Source organism: Sunxiuqinia sp. A32 (assembly GCF_052690465.1).
In genome coordinates this window covers 42,850-59,604 of sequence record NZ_JBQYLI010000016.1, presented here as the reverse complement: position 1 = coordinate 59,604, position 16,755 = coordinate 42,850, and the positions used below count along the sequence as shown (strand labels likewise).

14 protein-coding genes are annotated in these 16,755 nt (G+C 40.7%); all 14 read left to right on the top strand.

Annotation, left to right across the window (positions count from 1 at the left end):
• The first annotated feature begins 387 nt into the window (after positions 1–387).
• From ACUNWD_RS15660 to ACUNWD_RS15595, 14 genes are read left to right on the top strand one after another with little or no spacing between them, the layout of a single operon-like run.
• Positions 388–1,599, top strand: coding sequence for an outer membrane protein assembly factor BamB family protein (locus ACUNWD_RS15660; RefSeq protein WP_445588778.1), 1,212 nt, complete (start codon positions 388–390; stop codon positions 1,597–1,599).
• 40 nt (positions 1,600–1,639) lie between these two features.
• Entirely contained in the window at positions 1,640–2,890 is a 1,251-nt protein-coding gene (locus tag ACUNWD_RS15655; RefSeq protein ID WP_445588777.1) for an outer membrane protein assembly factor BamB family protein, read from the top strand.
• The gene (locus ACUNWD_RS15650; RefSeq protein WP_445588776.1) at positions 2,887–4,308 is read left to right on the top strand and encodes an outer membrane protein assembly factor BamB family protein; all 1,422 of its coding nucleotides are present in this window, start codon (positions 2,887–2,889) and stop codon (positions 4,306–4,308) included. The genes ACUNWD_RS15655 and ACUNWD_RS15650 overlap by 4 nt, the downstream gene beginning before the upstream one ends.
• 2 nt (positions 4,309–4,310) lie before the next feature.
• Positions 4,311–5,285: a hypothetical protein gene (locus ACUNWD_RS15645; protein WP_445588775.1), complete on the top strand. Its 975-nt coding sequence runs from the start codon at positions 4,311–4,313 to the stop codon at positions 5,283–5,285.
• Positions 5,278–5,472 (top strand): hypothetical protein, encoded by a 195-nt coding sequence (locus ACUNWD_RS15640; protein WP_445588774.1) that lies wholly within the window; start codon positions 5,278–5,280, stop codon positions 5,470–5,472. Before ACUNWD_RS15645 ends, ACUNWD_RS15640 begins: the two co-directional genes overlap by 8 nt.
• Positions 5,462–6,046: a hypothetical protein gene (locus ACUNWD_RS15635; RefSeq protein ID WP_445588773.1), complete on the top strand. Its 585-nt coding sequence runs from the start codon at positions 5,462–5,464 to the stop codon at positions 6,044–6,046. Before ACUNWD_RS15640 ends, ACUNWD_RS15635 begins: the two co-directional genes overlap by 11 nt.
• 2 nt (positions 6,047–6,048) lie before the next feature.
• The gene (locus ACUNWD_RS15630; RefSeq protein ID WP_445588772.1) at positions 6,049–7,314 is read left to right on the top strand and encodes a 4Fe-4S binding protein; all 1,266 of its coding nucleotides are present in this window, start codon (positions 6,049–6,051) and stop codon (positions 7,312–7,314) included.
• A gap of 32 nt (positions 7,315–7,346) precedes the next feature.
• Entirely contained in the window at positions 7,347–9,227 is a 1,881-nt protein-coding gene (locus ACUNWD_RS15625) for an outer membrane protein assembly factor BamB family protein (RefSeq protein WP_445588771.1), read from the top strand.
• 6 nt (positions 9,228–9,233) lie between these two features.
• Entirely contained in the window at positions 9,234–11,588 is a 2,355-nt protein-coding gene (locus tag ACUNWD_RS15620; RefSeq protein WP_445588770.1) for an NAD(P)H-dependent oxidoreductase subunit E, read from the top strand.
• 39 nt (positions 11,589–11,627) lie between these two features.
• On the top strand, positions 11,628–11,957 hold the full coding sequence (locus ACUNWD_RS15615) for a four helix bundle protein (protein ID WP_445588769.1): 330 nt from the start codon (positions 11,628–11,630) through the stop codon (positions 11,955–11,957).
• Between the two features lie 56 nt (positions 11,958–12,013).
• Positions 12,014–13,582 (top strand): FAD-dependent oxidoreductase, encoded by a 1,569-nt coding sequence (locus tag ACUNWD_RS15610; protein WP_445588768.1) that lies wholly within the window; start codon positions 12,014–12,016, stop codon positions 13,580–13,582.
• 44 nt (positions 13,583–13,626) lie between these two features.
• Complete coding sequence (locus ACUNWD_RS15605) at positions 13,627–14,730, top strand: outer membrane protein assembly factor BamB family protein (protein WP_445588767.1); 1,104 nt, start codon at positions 13,627–13,629, stop codon at positions 14,728–14,730.
• Between the two features lie 50 nt (positions 14,731–14,780).
• Positions 14,781–16,076 (top strand): glycosyltransferase family 4 protein, encoded by a 1,296-nt coding sequence (locus tag ACUNWD_RS15600; RefSeq protein ID WP_445588766.1) that lies wholly within the window; start codon positions 14,781–14,783, stop codon positions 16,074–16,076.
• A gap of 3 nt (positions 16,077–16,079) precedes the next feature.
• Positions 16,080–16,754 carry an ABC transporter ATP-binding protein gene (locus ACUNWD_RS15595; protein ID WP_445588765.1) on the top strand — a complete coding sequence of 225 codons (675 nt, stop codon included), beginning with the start codon at positions 16,080–16,082 and terminating at the stop codon, positions 16,752–16,754.
• The last annotated feature ends 1 nt before the right edge of the window (position 16,755 follow it).

The following is a 16,755-nucleotide window of genomic DNA, read 5'->3' as shown; positions in this document are numbered from 1 at the left end:
CAATTTAAACACACCTTTATTGACAAGAATTATTCCAAAAAGCTGCAATTTCCATGTCAAAATAAAAGGTCAATTCGTCTTTTATACCCGAAACACCTGCATAAACCCTACCCTTTTCATCAAAAAATTCTGCATAAGATTGTTGAAATACGTCATCCCTACTTCATATTATGTAATATTGACATATGTCAAAATAGTAAATAACAGAAAAACCCACAAAGACATCAAATCTAATAAAAGCCTGTAATACTACCACTTAAACAATACAACTTTTCATAATACTTGTTAACAAATCTAACTATTTAGACCCCAATTAAATTAAATAATCGATTGTTTAATATGTTCCTGTTAGATAAATTTGGTCTCAATATCTTTAACTATTAAACTATGTATAAGCAATTAACTGTTCTGATTCTAGTGGTTACATCATTTATCAATGTAAATGCCCAGGAAGCCACACACTGGAGAGGTGTAAATTTGGATGCAAAATACGATGTTCCCAACTTGCTAACCCAATGGCCTGAATCAGGTCCCGAGGTTTTGTGGAGTTTTGAAGAGCTTGGAGAAGGACATGCATCGCCAGTATTTGCAAATGGCAAAATTTATTGCACCGGCATGGTTGACAACCAGGGAACTTTATTCATCTTCAATGAGAATGGTGATCTTGAGAAAAAATATATCTACGCTAAAGAATGGGAAGTTAATTACCCGGGAACTCGCTCAGCTCCAACTATTGTAGGAGATCTAGCGTATTTTTATACTGGACATGGTCAGGTTGTTTGCATGAGCCTTAACGATGGCAGCCAGCTTTGGTCAAAAAATCTGGGAGATTTTGAAGCAAAAAACTTGATGTTTGGAGTTAATGAATCGTTAGTTGTGGATGGTGAAAAAATCTACTTTACAGCAGGTGGACCAGAACAAAATATGGTCGCACTAAACCGATTTAATGGTGAGATAATTTGGTCAGCACAGGCAAAAGGTCAACCATCTGCATATTGTACTCCACTTCTGGTAAATTTACCAACACGAAAATTATTGGTTACACATACTGGTGATCAAATCGTTGGTATTGATGCTGATCAAGGTAAAATGCTATGGAGTTATCCACATCCTAACCAGTACAACATTCATCCCAATACACCACTCTATGAAGATCAAGCAGTCTTTTGTTTCAGCGGGTATGGCCAAGGAGGTGTTCGCCTTAATTTGAATGCTGATGGTTCGGCCATTGAAAAGGCATGGAGTACGGAATTGTTAGATAACCAAATGGGAGGAGCAATGATCGTGGATGGTTACTTATACGGCTCGGGACACAACAACCGGGGCTGGCACTGCCTTGATTGGAAAACCGGTGAGGAGAAATTTAAAAGTACGGAATTAGCTAATGGTGTCATTATAATGGCTGCAGATAAATTCATCATCTATTCTGACCGTGGAGAATTAGCCTTGGTTAATCCTAATCCTGAAAAACTCGACATTATATCAGAAACAAAAGTGAAATTCGGTTCTGCCCAGCATTGGTCGCATCCCATTATTGCAAATGGTGTTCTTTATTTACGACACGGAAACGCTTTAGTAGCCTATAAAATTTCTGCATAAAAACACCTGTTAATTGAAAATTACCTAAATCAACTTTTATATGAAAATAAAAATTCTGTTACTAATAATCCTCATTTTACCGTCGATGATGCAGGCTCAAATTGCTCAATTCAGAGGGCCTAATCGAGATGGTAAATTTCCGTCTACAAACTTACTAAAAGAATGGCCAGCTGAGGGACCTGAACTTTTAATTCAGGTAGACAGCTTAGGTAAAGGCTTTTCCTCAGTAATTGGTACTGAAAAATATATCTATGTAACCGGAATGATCGACACATTAGATTACATCACTTGTATTGATTACTCAGGTAATAAAAAATGGCAAGTGCCATATGGCGAGTCCTGGAAGAAATCATTCCCTGATACCAGAAGCACACCTACTATTGAAAACGACCGGATTTATATAATCAGTGGAATTGGCGAACTGGTTTGTCTCAATGCTGAGACTGGTGAGATTAACTGGAAACAGAATGTAGATAAAGATTACCACGCTGACTGGCATATTTGGGGAGTTTCAGAATCTCCTTTAATAGTAGACGACAAAGTGATTTGTACTCCTGCCGGAACCGAAACTTCAGTGGTAGCTTTCAACAAAATAACTGGTGAAGAAGTTTGGGAGTCTGAATGTATTGAAGGACAGCGTTCATATGCGTCACCCACATTGTATGAATATCAAGGAAATCAGTATATCTTAGCAGTTACAGCCAGCCATTTACTTGCACTGAATCCGGATGATGGAGAAATCAAAATGGTCTATAAATATTTTAACCCAGATGTGTGGAAATATCAACCCAAAGGGATGATCTGGACAAATGTCCCCGTGTATAAAGGCGACCAGATTTTTTTAACATTGGGTTATGACTATCCAGCTAAGATGGTTAAAGTAAACAGCGATGCTACGGGGTTTGAAGAAGTATATACCGACACTATTTTTGATAACCATCATCACGGTGTAATTGAATTAGATGGCTATATCTATGGTTCTAACTGGGAAAATAACCGTAAAGGAAGTTGGTTATGTAAGAACTGGGAGACTGGAGAAATCATGTACAACTCTGAATGGAATACTAAGGGTGCAATCATTTACGCTGATGGCATGCTTTATTGCTTCGAGGAAAAAAGCGGAAATGTTGGTTTGGTAAAACCAGATCCTAAAGGATTCGAGGTTGTTAGCTCGTTCCAAATGAAAGAAGGAAGCGGTCCATACTGGTCTCACCCGTATATTTATAATGGTAAACTTTTCCTACGTCATGGTGAAGTGATGCAGGTATACAATATCTCAGCAGAAAATTGAATAACAAACTCGTAAATATCGCAGTTGGGATCACAATTGGCATTGGAATCATTTCATTGATTTTTTGGCTGACAAAAGATCCTACTTCCAATTTTGATATCAGCAAGCCCGGTGCCGACAATCGGAAATCGGGAAGCCTGATTGAAGAAATCATCCGCATTGGTGAAAAATTTAAATTGTTTGACCATTCCGCACCCGAGATGAAGGGCACCTGGCCTCGTTTCAGAGGGGAAGATTTTGATAACATTAAGAAGGATGCCGTTCCATTAAAAGACTCGTGGGATGAAAATGAACCCGAAATTCTATGGTCTGTCGAATTGGGTGAAGGGCATGCCGGTCCAGCTATTTATAAAGGACAGGTTTTCTTACTCGATTACGATGAAGAAAAACGGGAAGATGCTCTTCGCTGCTTCTCGTTAGAAGATGGACAAGAAATTTGGCGGCGTTCATACGGAATCCATATTAAACGAAATCATGGCATGTCCCGAACAGTTCCTACTGTTACTGAAGATTATGTACTTAGTATTGGTCCTCGGGGGCAGGTTATGTGTGTTGAACGTGAAACCGGCGATTTACTTTGGGGATTGGATTTAATGAAAAAATATGAATCTGAACTACCGCAATGGTATACTGCTCAATGCCCATTAATTGATGGCAACAAAGCCATTCTTGCTCCCGGCGGAAAAGCCATCATGATTGCCGTTGATCTGCAAACCGGAGAAATACTTTGGGAAACTCCAAATACGATGTTGTGGAAGATGTCACATTCGTCCATCGTGCCCATGGAGCTGAATGGAAAAAAAATGTATGTGTACAGTGCAGATGGTGGTGTTTGTGGTATTTCTGCGGATGAAGAAACCGAAGGTCAGGTTTTGTTCCAAAGTAATGCATGGAATCACTCCGTGGTTGCTCCGTCTCCTGTCATTTTTAAGGATGGCAGAATCTTCCTGACAGCAGGCTATGGAGCAGGCGGAATGATGATCAAAGTGGTACCAAATGAGGAAAAGTTTGACGTACAGGTTTTAAATGAATACAAAGCGAACGGAGGTCTTGCCAGTGAACAGCAAACACCTGTGGTTTGGCAGGGGCATTTGTTTGGAATTCTACCTAAAGATGGTGGAGCAAACCGTAACCAGCTAATTTGCGTAAATCCCGATGACGTAACGACGCCTGTTTGGATATCCGGAAAAACCAACCGCTTTGGTTTAGGGCCGTATATGATTGCAGATGGTAAAATGTATATTCTCAGTGACGACGGAACATTAACCATGATTAAACCAGATACGAAACAATACATTCAACTGGCCCAAAAGAAAATTTGTGATGGGCATGATGCCTGGGCTCCGCTTGCCATCGCCGACGGACGTCTCTTAATGAGGGATTCAAAAACCATGTTTTGTCTTGACATCAGTAAATAAACATGAAGAACAAAACTATCATAAATACCCTCCTGATTGTAATGGCAATGGCCATTGCCTTTATCATTGTTCGTGACTTTGTGACCAATAAAAAAGGGAAGGACATCGAGAATCCATACGCATTTGATGTAAGTGAATATACGAAAGTCAATCCTTCTGAAATCTTATACAACGAGGTTAAAACCATCCAACTAACTGCTGAATATCCTACAGGAATTGACGTTTCTGAGAACGGAATTTTTGTTGCAGCCAAGGGACTGGTTTCCCAAATCAATGAAAATGGTGAAGAGTTATCATCATTTGAAATAGACTCAACAGCTACCTGTATTAAACTTTCACCAACTGGCGAAATCTATTTGGGATTAAAAAATAAGGTTGTGGCATACAATTCAGATGGAGAATTGCTTACAAGTTGGGAATCATTTGGTCCACGCTCAGTAATAACATCCATTATCCCGACAACTGACAAAATCTTTGTTGCAGATGCCGGAAACCGGGTAGTATATCAATGCTCAAAAGAAGGAGAAATCATTCTTCGAATTGGTGAAAAGGACGATGACAAAGCCGTTCCTGGTTATGTAATTCCCAGTCCTTACTTTGATATAGCATTGAACGAAGAAGGTTATTTATGGGCTGTAAATCCGGGAAGACATAGTTTAGAAAATTATACCGCTGAAGGTGCTTTGCGCTCAAGCTGGACACAATCGTCAGTAAAAACCGAAGGGTTCAGCGGTTGTTGCAATCCGGCACACATGACCATTATGGATGACAACACCTTCGTGACCAGCGAAAAAGGAATCGTTCGGGTAAAAATATACGACCAGCATGGTGAGTATCAGGGAGTAGTTGCTGCGCCAAATCAGTTTGATGAAGCCTCTCCCGCACCAGATGTTGCTGTTGATGATAACGGGAAAATATTCCTGTTGGACTTCAATCGAAATCAGGTACGCATTTTTGAAGCGAAAAAGAATGGATAGAAAAGAATTTATAAGAAAGAGCCTCCAATTGGGGATTGCAGCAGGAATGCTATCCGGAACTGCTATCTTGCTGAAAAGGAACCAGGTTGATGTAATCTGCAAACCTGATCAATTCTGCAAAAACTGCTCAAAATTTGAAGGGTGTGAGTTGGATAAAGCAAAATTAAGTCGGGAAAATGAGCGATAAGAAAAAAATATCAACCAATCGTCGGGAATTTATCCAAAAAGGCATGCAAGTTTCATTAGGGCTTGGCTTGGCCGGGATTGCCGGCTTTTCAGCTCTAAAAGTCAGTGCCGATGATTATGTGTGGCAAATAGATCCCTTTAAATGTGTTCAATGTGGACGTTGCGCCGACTATTGTGTAGTATCGCCATCGGCTGTAAAATGTGTTCACGCATATGATCTTTGTGGATATTGCGATTTGTGCGGTGGCTATCTGAAACCAGATGCCAATGAACGTTCCACTGCAGCAGAAAATCAGCTTTGTCCAACTGCTGCCATCAAACGAAAATTTGTAGAGGAACCCTATTTTGAATATGAAATCATTGAAGATTTATGCATCGGCTGTGCTAAATGTGTAGCCGGTTGCACTGCCTTTGGCAACGGGTCATTGCACCTTCAGGTCAGACATGACATCTGCGTAAATTGCAATGAATGCTCCATCGCCAGAGTTTGCCCGGCGGATGCCTTTCAACGTGTTCCCGCAAGTAATCCATATATGATAAAAGGCGATTTCACCGCCGGTAATGATCCTGCATAAACATGAATAAAGTTAAACATATACTATTTACAATAGCTTCATTTTTAATTAGCCTACCTGTTTGGGCACAGGCCAAGCAGCGCTTTCCAAAACCCGAGTTTGAGACTGGTTATTTGCAACCACCAACGTCCCAAACTGCACCAAGAGCATTGTTTCTCGAATACCTGGATGTAACCGTGCTCATTTTGGTTTTGGGATTGGTAACTTACTTTGCTCTAAAAAAACGCTCGAGAAGTGGCATTTTCTGGACTTCAATCTTTTCGTTGCTCTATTTTGGATTTTACCGGGAAGGTTGTATTTGTTCCATCGGTGCCATTCAAAATGTTGCCTTGGCTATTTTTGATCCCGCTTATACCTTACCATTAACAGCGTTGCTTTTTTTCCTAATTCCACTGGGAGTTGCATTGTTCTTTGGAAGAACCTTTTGTGCCGGAGTCTGCCCGCTGGGTGCTATTCAGGACCTAGTAGCTTTCAGACCTATTGAATTGCCCAAATGGTTACAAAAAGTATTGGGAATCATTCCATATATTTACCTGTCACTCGCCATCTTATACGCGGTCACCAAATCAGATTTCATCATTTGCAGATACGATCCGTTCGTGGGCATTTTCCGCTTTGATGCCGAATTTCAGATGCTGTTGTTAGGTGGATTATTCCTACTGGTTGGCGTGTTTGTTGCTCGCCCCTATTGTCGTTTCTTTTGCCCTTATGGAGTTCTTCTGGGCTGGATGTCAACCTTCTCTAAAAAACATTTGACCATCACCCCCAAGGAATGTATTCAGTGTAAACTTTGTGCCAACTCTTGTCCATTTGGCGCCATCGCCGAGCCTGTTAAAGAAACCGGCAATCGTCGAACAGATGTGAAACGTTTCATTGTTTATTTAATGTTTATCCCTTTATGGATGGGACTAGGTGGTTTAGCTGTGTCCATGTTGCATGTGCCGCTTTCAAAAATGAATCCAACAGTTTCATTGGCTGATGAATTAATCAAACATCCCGAATTGAAACAAAATCCGGATCACATTGATGCCCGCACGTTTATGCAATCGGGAAAAAGCATGGATCAATTAGTTGTAGAAGCTAAAGAAATTCAAAGCCAGTTCTACTGGGGAGGATGGATTATTGGAGCATTCTTAGGATTGGTTATCGGACTTACTTTGGTCAAATTGTCATCACACAGAAGCAGAGAAGATTATCAACCAGACAAAACCAACTGCCTGAGTTGTGGACGGTGTATGGATTATTGTCCAGTCAAAATAAATACCTAAAAAACTAATATCGAATATCAAGTATCGAACATATGAGTATTTCAGTAAAAGATAAAATAAACATTTCAAGAGCCATCGCATGGTTTTCTGCGCTATTCAGCCTGATGATTTGTGTACTACTAATTGCCAACTACCTACAATTCAAATCAGTTGACCCACTGGAAAGCAAAGCTCTAAATACCTTGGTAGAACGGTTAAAAGACAATCCACAGGATGAAGCTCTAAAAGAAGATATTCGTGCGCTTGATTTGTTGATTCGAAAAGCTTATTTCACTAGCCAGTGGCAAGTCAGGACAGGAGCTTATATGCTCATTTTTGGAGTGATTCTATTTACATTGGCTGTCCGTTACCGAAATTCGCTAAAATCAAAATTAGACGAACTGGAGGGCATTGAAAAGGATCCGTTTCTCGATAAACAGCTTGCAAGAAAGTGGGTTATTTATGCAGGAGGAGGTTTATTTACATTGGCACTTGTGGCCGGCTTCTTATCTTTTAATTCATTGGAAGAATACTCCCCAAAACAATTGGCACTAACTGATAGCAACGATAATGCTGGAAACAACCCTGAAGTCATCCAGATCACTACTAAAGCAGAACAAGAATCAAGTGAAATAAAAGAAGAAGCAATTGTTGAAGAACAAGCTCAAGGGGAAACTGAAACTCCAAAAGAAGTAGCAACTGATCAACAAGAAACTTCAGCTGTTCAGAAAGAAACTGAAAAGCCGACATCAAAACCAGCAGTAAGTGAAGGGGTAACTTTGGCTGAGCTCAAAAAGAATTATCCGTTTTTCCGCGGTCCACAAGGGAATGGAGTAGCCTGGAAAACCAATACTCCTGAAAATTGGGATGGTGCAACTGGCGAAAATGTATTGTGGAAAGTAAAAACCCCAAAGCACGGATACAATTCTCCCATCATCTGGGGTGATAAATTATTCATTAGCGGAGCAGATAAAACTGCCAGACAAGTATATTGCTACGATAGAAACACAGGAGCTCTTCTTTGGCAGGCAAATGCTGACAACATTCCAGGATCTCCGGCAAAAATGCCTAATGTAACTGAAGATACTGGATTGGCAGCTCCTACTATGGCAACTAATGGAAATGCAGTTTTTGCAATTTTCGGCACAGGCGATTTGATTTCATTCGACATGAATGGAAATAGGCTTTGGGCAAAAAACCTGGGAGTTCCGGATAACCATTATGGTCATTCATCTTCACTAGTAATTTATAAAGACAAATTAATTGTCCAATACGATACCAATAAAGGAGGTAAGGTCATGGCTTTCAACACGGCCTCAGGTGAACCTGCATGGGAAACCATCCGATCTGGAGTTCGCATTTCATGGGCATCACCGGTGTTAGTCGACACAGGAAATCAGGATCAACTAATTCTCAACGCAGAACCATTGGTGGCATCTTACGATCCTAATACCGGAGAAGAACTTTGGAAAGCTGAATGCATGATGGGTGAAGTTGGCCCGTCAGTTGGGTACACAGATGGCATTGCTTACGCAGCAAACGAATACGCGACTTTAGCAGCGATTGATGTGTCCAATGGAGAAATCCTATGGGAAGACAATGAATATTTACCTGAAGTTTCCAGTCCTTTGGCGGCTGATGGCTTGTTGGTTATTGCAACCAGCTATGGTGTTTTAGCTTGCTATGATCCCAAAGACGGAACCAAATACTGGGAGCAGGAATACAACGATGGCTTTTATGGTTCAGCAATTCTGGCCGATGGGAAAATATACATCATGGATATGAGTGGTAAAATGCACATCATCAAAATGGCGAAAGAATTCGAGTTAGTTGCGGAACCAGAATTAGGTGAAAAAGCAGCATCCACACCAGCATTTTCCGACGGACGGATTTATTTGAGGGGATTTGAAAATTTGTATTGTATTGGAAAATAAAAGGGAATGGCAGAAATCACAATAGATATAATCGGCAAAACAGACGAGATTATTGCTTCAAAAGGAACAACTAAAAAAGCGTTGATTCCTATTCTGCAGGCAATTCAGGATGAATTTAATTATCTGCCTGAAGAAGCATTGCGTCATTTGGCTGAAACAACAGAAATCACTCCAGCTGACATCACAGGTGTTGCTAGCTTCTATTCCCAATTTCGAATGCAGCCCGTTGGCGAGCACATGATCAAAATATGCATTGGAACGGCTTGTCACGTAAAAGGTGCAGTGCAGGTTTATGATGCATTTAAACGCCATTTTAAACTTTCGGGCAATGAAATTACTGATCCATCTGGCAAATATACACTTGACAAAGTTTCGTGTCTGGGTTGTTGCACCCTTGCTCCGGTTGTTCAAATTGATGATGTGACCTACGGCCACGTGACCACCGACATGGTGGAAACATTGATTCACGATTTTGAGAGTCAGGTGGGCAAAACAAGCAAAAAGAAACTATTCAAAGACAGTGGTGATTCAGAATTTCAAGGAGAAATTCGCATTGGACTTGGCTCTTGTTGTGTTGCCAGCGGCAGTGAAGATGTAAAAAAAGAGATTGAAGAATCGGTAGTTGGAAGTGGAATCAATGTCCAACTTAAACATGTTGGCTGTGTAGGAATGTGCCACCAGGTTCCGCTTGTTGAAGTGATTGACAAAGACAAAAAAAGCAAGCTTTACGCCAAAGTAAAGCCACAAGAAGTTCGTCAAATTATAGATACTCATTTTAAGTCACAAAGCCTGTTTAAGCGAGTGGCAAACAAAGCGTATAACTACCTTGAAAAAGTACAAACTGACGAGGTTTGGGAACCTGTGGAGCGATACTCAATTGATGTGCGTGATGAAATGGTTTCCAACTTTTTAGACCGGCAAATTCCGATTGCAACGGAACACCGCGGCTTCATTAATCCGCTGGATATTGAAGAATACAAACAGAATGGTGGTTTCGATGCGCTAAAAATCGCCTTGGAAATGAATCCTGATGAAGTCATTCGCACTGTAAAAGACAGTGGTTTGAGAGGGCGAGGTGGTGCCGGATTTTTAACCGGACTAAAATGGGAACTCGCCAAGAAAGAAATCGGCGAACGAAAATACCTGATTTGCAATGGTGATGAAGGCGACCCTGGCGCATTCATGGATCGCATGCTTTTAGAATCCTATCCTTATCGAGTGATCGAAGGAATGTTGATTGCAGCTAAAGCCGTGCAGGCTGATGAAGGCTATTTTTATATTCGCGCTGAATACCCACTGGCCGTTAGGCGAATCCGTCAAGCCCTCATTAATTGCCGAGAGCAAAACCTGCTTGGCAAGAACATATTGGGTTCCGATTTCAACTTTGATTTACAAATTTATGAAGGAGCTGGTGCTTTTGTTTGCGGTGAAGAAACAGCACTAATTGCCTCCATCGAGGGAAACCGAGGTTTTCCGAGAGTACGCCCGCCTTTCCCTGCACAAAAAGGATTGTGGGGTCAACCCACTCTCATCAACAATACGGAAACGTTTTCAATGGTCTCCTATATTTTCCGTAAAGGGAAAGACCACTTTAGCTCGATTGGTACTGATGGCTCTAAAGGCACCAAGGTATTTTCATTAGCGGGTAAAATTAACCGTGGTGGTTTAATTGAAGTCCCTATGGGAATTACGATTCGACAGATTGTTGAAGAAATTGGTGGTGGTGTTCAGGATGGCAAAAAATTCAAAGCGGTACAGGTTGGAGGCCCTTCAGGCGGCTGCATCCCTGCTTCATTATATGATACACCAATTGATTATCAATCGTTAATTGCAGTCGGTGCCATGATGGGCTCTGGTGGATTGGTTGTCCTCGACGAAACCGACTGCATGGTGGATATTGCCAAATACTTCCTTTCGTTTACGCAGCATGAATCGTGTGGTAAATGTACTTTTTGCCGAGTCGGAACCAAACGGATGTTGGACATCCTCACCAAAATAACCGAGGGAACAGGGACTAAGAAAGATTTGGAAGAACTAAAATATTTGGCAGAATGGACGCAAAAAGGAAGCCTATGTAATTTGGGCAAATCAGCACCAAATCCAATTATTACCACGCTGAAGTATTTCTACGAAGAATATGAAGCACATATTGAAGGCCGCTGCCCGGCAGGAAAATGCACCGGGCTAGTTCAATACTCCATTAATGATGAATGTATTGGCTGCACCAAATGCGCACAAAAATGCCCGGTGGACGCCATTAAATTCGAGCCACATAAAAAACACGAAATAAACACCGAGCTTTGTATTAAATGCGATGCATGCCGTCAGGTTTGCCCGGTGGATGCGGTGGAGGTGAAGTGAGTTACGAGGTACAAGTTGCGGGTTACAAGTTAAAATACTATGAAAAACTACACGGACTTAGACATATACAAATTGGCTCACGAACTGGCAATTAAAGTTCACAAAATGACTATGGGCTTACCGAAACACGAGCTTTACGAACAAGGCAGCCAGGTCAGAAGATCGACAAAAAGTATAAAAGATAATATTGTTGAGGGGTATGGAAGAAGACGATACAAAAATGATTTTATTCGTTTTTTTGTTTATGCTCATGCTTCTTGCGATGAAGCGTTCTCTCAACTTACAATGATAAATGAGTTGTATTTCTCGAATACGGAACTAAACGACCTAATAAGAAGAATACAATTCATTGGGAGCCAAAATCAATAAGTTTATTCAATACGTTGAAAAAAACAGGGAAACAACCCGTAACTCGAAACACAAAGATGATCAAACTCAAAATAAATAACACATCAGTTGAAGTTCCAAAAGGAAAGACAATTCTCGAAGCGGCTCAAACTATTGGAATCCACATTCCAACTATGTGCCATTTGGAAGGAACCGAGCATTTCACATCTTGTATGGTTTGTTTGGTAAAAGACGCCAAAACCGGAAGGCTGATCCCCTCATGTTCCGTTCCGGCGATGGATGGCATGGAATTGGTGACAGACGACGAACTGTGCCGCGAATCACGAAAAGCTTCTCTTGAATTGTTGCTGAGTGAGCATGTTGGCGATTGTGAAGCTCCCTGCCAATTGGTTTGCCCGGCCCATATGAACATTCCGCTGATGAATCGCCTAATTGCAGCAGGAAATTTTGAAAAAGCAATTGAAGTAGTCAAAAAGGACATTGCGCTACCCGCCATTCTTGGACGTATCTGCCCTGCCCCATGCGAAGCAGGATGTCGACGCAAACAGGTTGATAATCCGGTTTCCATTTGTCTGCTGAAAGGATTTGTCGCTGATGAAGACCTTACAAAAGAAAATCAACCTTTAAAAACACCGAAAACATCAGGAAAGAAAGTGGCAATCATTGGTGCTGGCCCCGCTGGATTGGCAGCAGCTTTTTATCTCAGTAAGAACGGACATCAAGTTCAAATCTTTGAGAAAAATGAAAAAGCCGGCGGTGACTTGTTAAAGATTGAAGAAGATGTTCTTCCAAGCCAGGTTTTAGAAAATGAAATTCAAGTCATTCTCCATTCTAATATAAAAATTGACTATCAGGTTGATATTGACAAAGACAAATTCAATCAACTTACAACAGAGTTTGATGCGGTAATTATTGCCACTGGAAACAATCCGGAATTGGCCAATAGGTGGGAATTAAAAACAACAACGAATGGAATTGTCATTAATAAAACCACTTATCAAACTTCTAAAGAAAACGTATTTGCCATTGGAAATGCATTGCGTTCATCAAAACTTGCTGTACGTTCGGTTGGGCAGGGAAAAGAGCTCGCACAAATTCTTGATAAATGGTTTCAATCAGGCGAACTAAATGAACTTCATCAGCGGTTCAACTCCAAATTTGGAAAATTACGTCAACTGGAATTCGCCGAATATTTAAAGGAATCTGACAAATCAGACCGACATCAACCAAAGAATGGAAAAGCAACAGGTTTTACAATAGAAGAAGCAATTGCGGAAGCCAACAGGTGCTTGCATTGTGACTGCCGGAATCCTGAGAGTTGCAAACTACGGGAACTCTCAGACGAATTTGGAGCTGTTCAAAAACGGTTTCAATACGACGAACGAATTTCTGTTCAAAAGAGCTTTTCACCACAAAACATTGTTTATGAGCCATCAAAGTGTATCAAATGTGGAATTTGTGTACGAATAACCCAACAATACCAGGAAACTTTTGGTTTTAGTTTTATTGGCAGGGGTTTTGATGTAAAAGTTGGAGTTCCTTTCAATGAAAGTGTAGAGAAAGGACTGGAAAAAACAGCTGCTTTGGTTGCTGAAAAATGCCCAACCGGAGCACTGTCAATGACTGATATTGAAGAACAACTCTAAATGAAAGGTCGTCCCGAACTTGATTCGGAATTTCAAAATAGCTTATGAAAAAATATTTATTAATTGGTTTAATTCTGTTCTTCACTCCTTCATTGTTCGCACAAAACGAATGGCTAACGTTCCGTGGTGACCGCCAATTAACGGCATCTGTTTCAAACAAGCTTCCCGGTAATCTAAAACTACTTTTTTCGTTCCCCACTGGCGATGACATCAAAGCTTCTCCTGTGGTTAAAAATGATGTAATTTACTGTGGATCAACAGATGGAAGTTTTTACGCAATTAATTTCGACGGAAAGTTAAAGTGGAAATACAACGCTGAAAATGCGATTGAAGCACCTGCAATCATTATAGACGATGCAGTCATATTTGGGATTTTAGATGGGTGGCTAATCAACCTAAATGCAGACTCTGGCAACCTTATTTGGAAATATGAAACTGACAACCAAATCATCGGCTCTGCCAATTGGAATGAAGTAGACGGGCAAAAAGTATTAGCGGTTGGAAGCTACGATTATTACCTGCACGGAGTAGATCTTACAGACGGTACTAATCTGTGGAAATATGAATCAGATAATTTCATTAACGGTGCACCTGCACTATGGGAAAATAACGTTGTTTTTGGCGGATGCGATGGTTATCTGCATGTAGTGGATTTAGAAACCGGGGAAGCAATTCGAAAGATCAATATTGAAACCTATGTGGCTTCATCTCCCGCTATTGTTGATGACTTTGCCTATGTGGGCGACTATGAAGGTCAATTTTTCTGTGTGAATTTAGAAGAAGGTAAAATCGAGTGGACTTATGACAATGAGGAGAAAAACCTTCCTTTTATTTCATCGGCTGCAGTTTCGAAAGACAAAATTGTAATTGGAAATGAAGATAGAAACCTCTATTGTTTTGACCGGAAAACGGGTGAGAAAATATGGGATAAACGGCTGACTAACCGAATCAATTCGTCATCGGTCATTGCTGACAAAAAAATTGTAACAGCGACCATGGATGGGATGCTCTTTATTCATAACTTAGAGGATGGTAGCGAAGTATGGAAATACGAAATTGGCAGTCAAATTGTGAGTTCTCCTGCACTATATAAAGGAAAAATTATCATCGGAGCGAACGATGGACGGATTTATGTGTTTGGAGAATAAATAGAAGTTGGATGCTGAGAGCTGGAAGTTAGTAATTGAAATTTTTAAAGATGAAAATAGCTCATATCATACCTGGTTCCGGCGGTAGTTTCTACTGTGGAAATTGCCTGCGCGATAGTAAATACATGAAGGCCTTGCTTGATTTGGGCAAGCAAGTCATTAAAGTTCCTTTGTACCTCCCTATTTTTGATGACGCTCACGATTTGAATGAAGTGCCTGTATTTTATGGTGCTGTCAATACTTATTTGAAACAGCGGTTCCCTCTATTCCGGCACATGCCTGCTTTTGTTGATAATATACTCGATTCGAAAAAAGTACTTCACCTTGCTGCACAAAATGCAGGATCGACGAGGGCAAAAGGATTGGAAGAAATGACTGTTTCCATGCTTTTGGGCGAAGAAGGTTTACAGAAAGAAGAGTTGGAGCGAATGGTTCACTGGTTAAAAGATGAAGCCAAACCCGATATTGTTCATCTTTCAAATGCCTTATTAATAGGTCTCGCCCGGCGAATTAAACAGGAAATGGATATTCCCGTAGTTTGTTCCCTGCAAGACGAAGATGTTTGGGTAGATGTCATGTCTGATAAATTCCGGGAAGAATCGTGGGAGCTTATGACCGAGCGGGGAAAGGAAATTGACGCATTTATTGCAGTCAGTGATTTTTATGCCGAAGCCATGAAAAAGCGGCTAAAAATTGAAGATGGAAAATTGTTCAAAAATTACATAGGTGTGGATGCAGCCGATTATAAAGTTGTTCCGATTGAACAAAAACAGCCAATTATCGGGTTCATTTCACGCATGTGCGAGGAAAATGGATTGGGCGTTTTGGTTGATGCATTTATTCATTTAAAAGAAGATGAAAAATACAGGGAAGTCAAGCTGAAAATTACTGGTGGAAAAACGAATGATGATACTGCCTTCATCAAAGAGCAAAAACACAAAATAAAAGAAGCGAAGCTCGAAGAAGATGTTTTATGGGTGGAAGAATTTGAAGGTGAAGCCCGTCAAATCTTTTTTGATTCGGTCTCTTTATTATCCGTTCCTGTATTAAATGGAGAAGCATTTGGCCTTTATCAACTCGAAGCTTTAGCCTCCGGAATCCCGTTGGTTCAACCAGCTCTGGGAGCATTCCCCGAAGTAGTTGGACTTTCAGAAGGTGGCGTTACCTATCACCCAAACTCAGCAAAAAAACTAAGCAAGGCCATATCAAGCCTTATTCTTGATAAAGAAAAACTTACAGATCTCAGCAAGAAAGGCCTCGCTGGTGTGAAAGAACATTTTGACGTTAACAAGCAGGCTGAAAAGCTAGTCGATATTTACGAGCAATTCACCAAAAAGAAAGTATAACCCATGCTTGAAGTAAAAAACATTTACAAAAGCTTTTTATCCGGTTCGGGGGAAAAAAGAACCATTCTGGATGATTTAAAATTTAGTATTAAAAGTGGCGAAAAAGTGGCAATTGTCGGGCCATCCGGTTCTGGAAAAACCACCTTGCTAAATTTAATTGGAACATTGGACAGACCAGATTCTGGTGAAATACTTATTGATGATCAGCCCGTTTTCAATAAAAACGAAAAAGAACTGTCGGCATTTCGGAATCAATCCATTGGTTTTGTCTTCCAGTTACATCATTTGCTACCCCAACTTAGTTTGCTTGATAATATTTTGGTTCCCATTTTAGCCAATAAAAAGAAAGTTGACGATGATGATTTGGCTCATGCAAATCAATTAATTCGTTCACTTGGATTAGACGCAGTGAAACAACAAAAACCAGGTCAACTTTCTGGTGGAGAATGCCAACGAACGGCTGTGGCCCGTGCTTTAATCAATCGTCCAAAACTAGTACTTGCCGATGAACCAACGGGTGCATTGGATCATCATTCTTCGTCCCAGCTAACCGATATGATCATTCAACTGAATGAAAGTCAAAAAACGGCTCTGCTCGTTGTAACTCACTCGATAGAACTTGCCAAAAAGATGGACAAAATTTACCAGTTAACTGATGGAAAACTGATCCAACAATAAG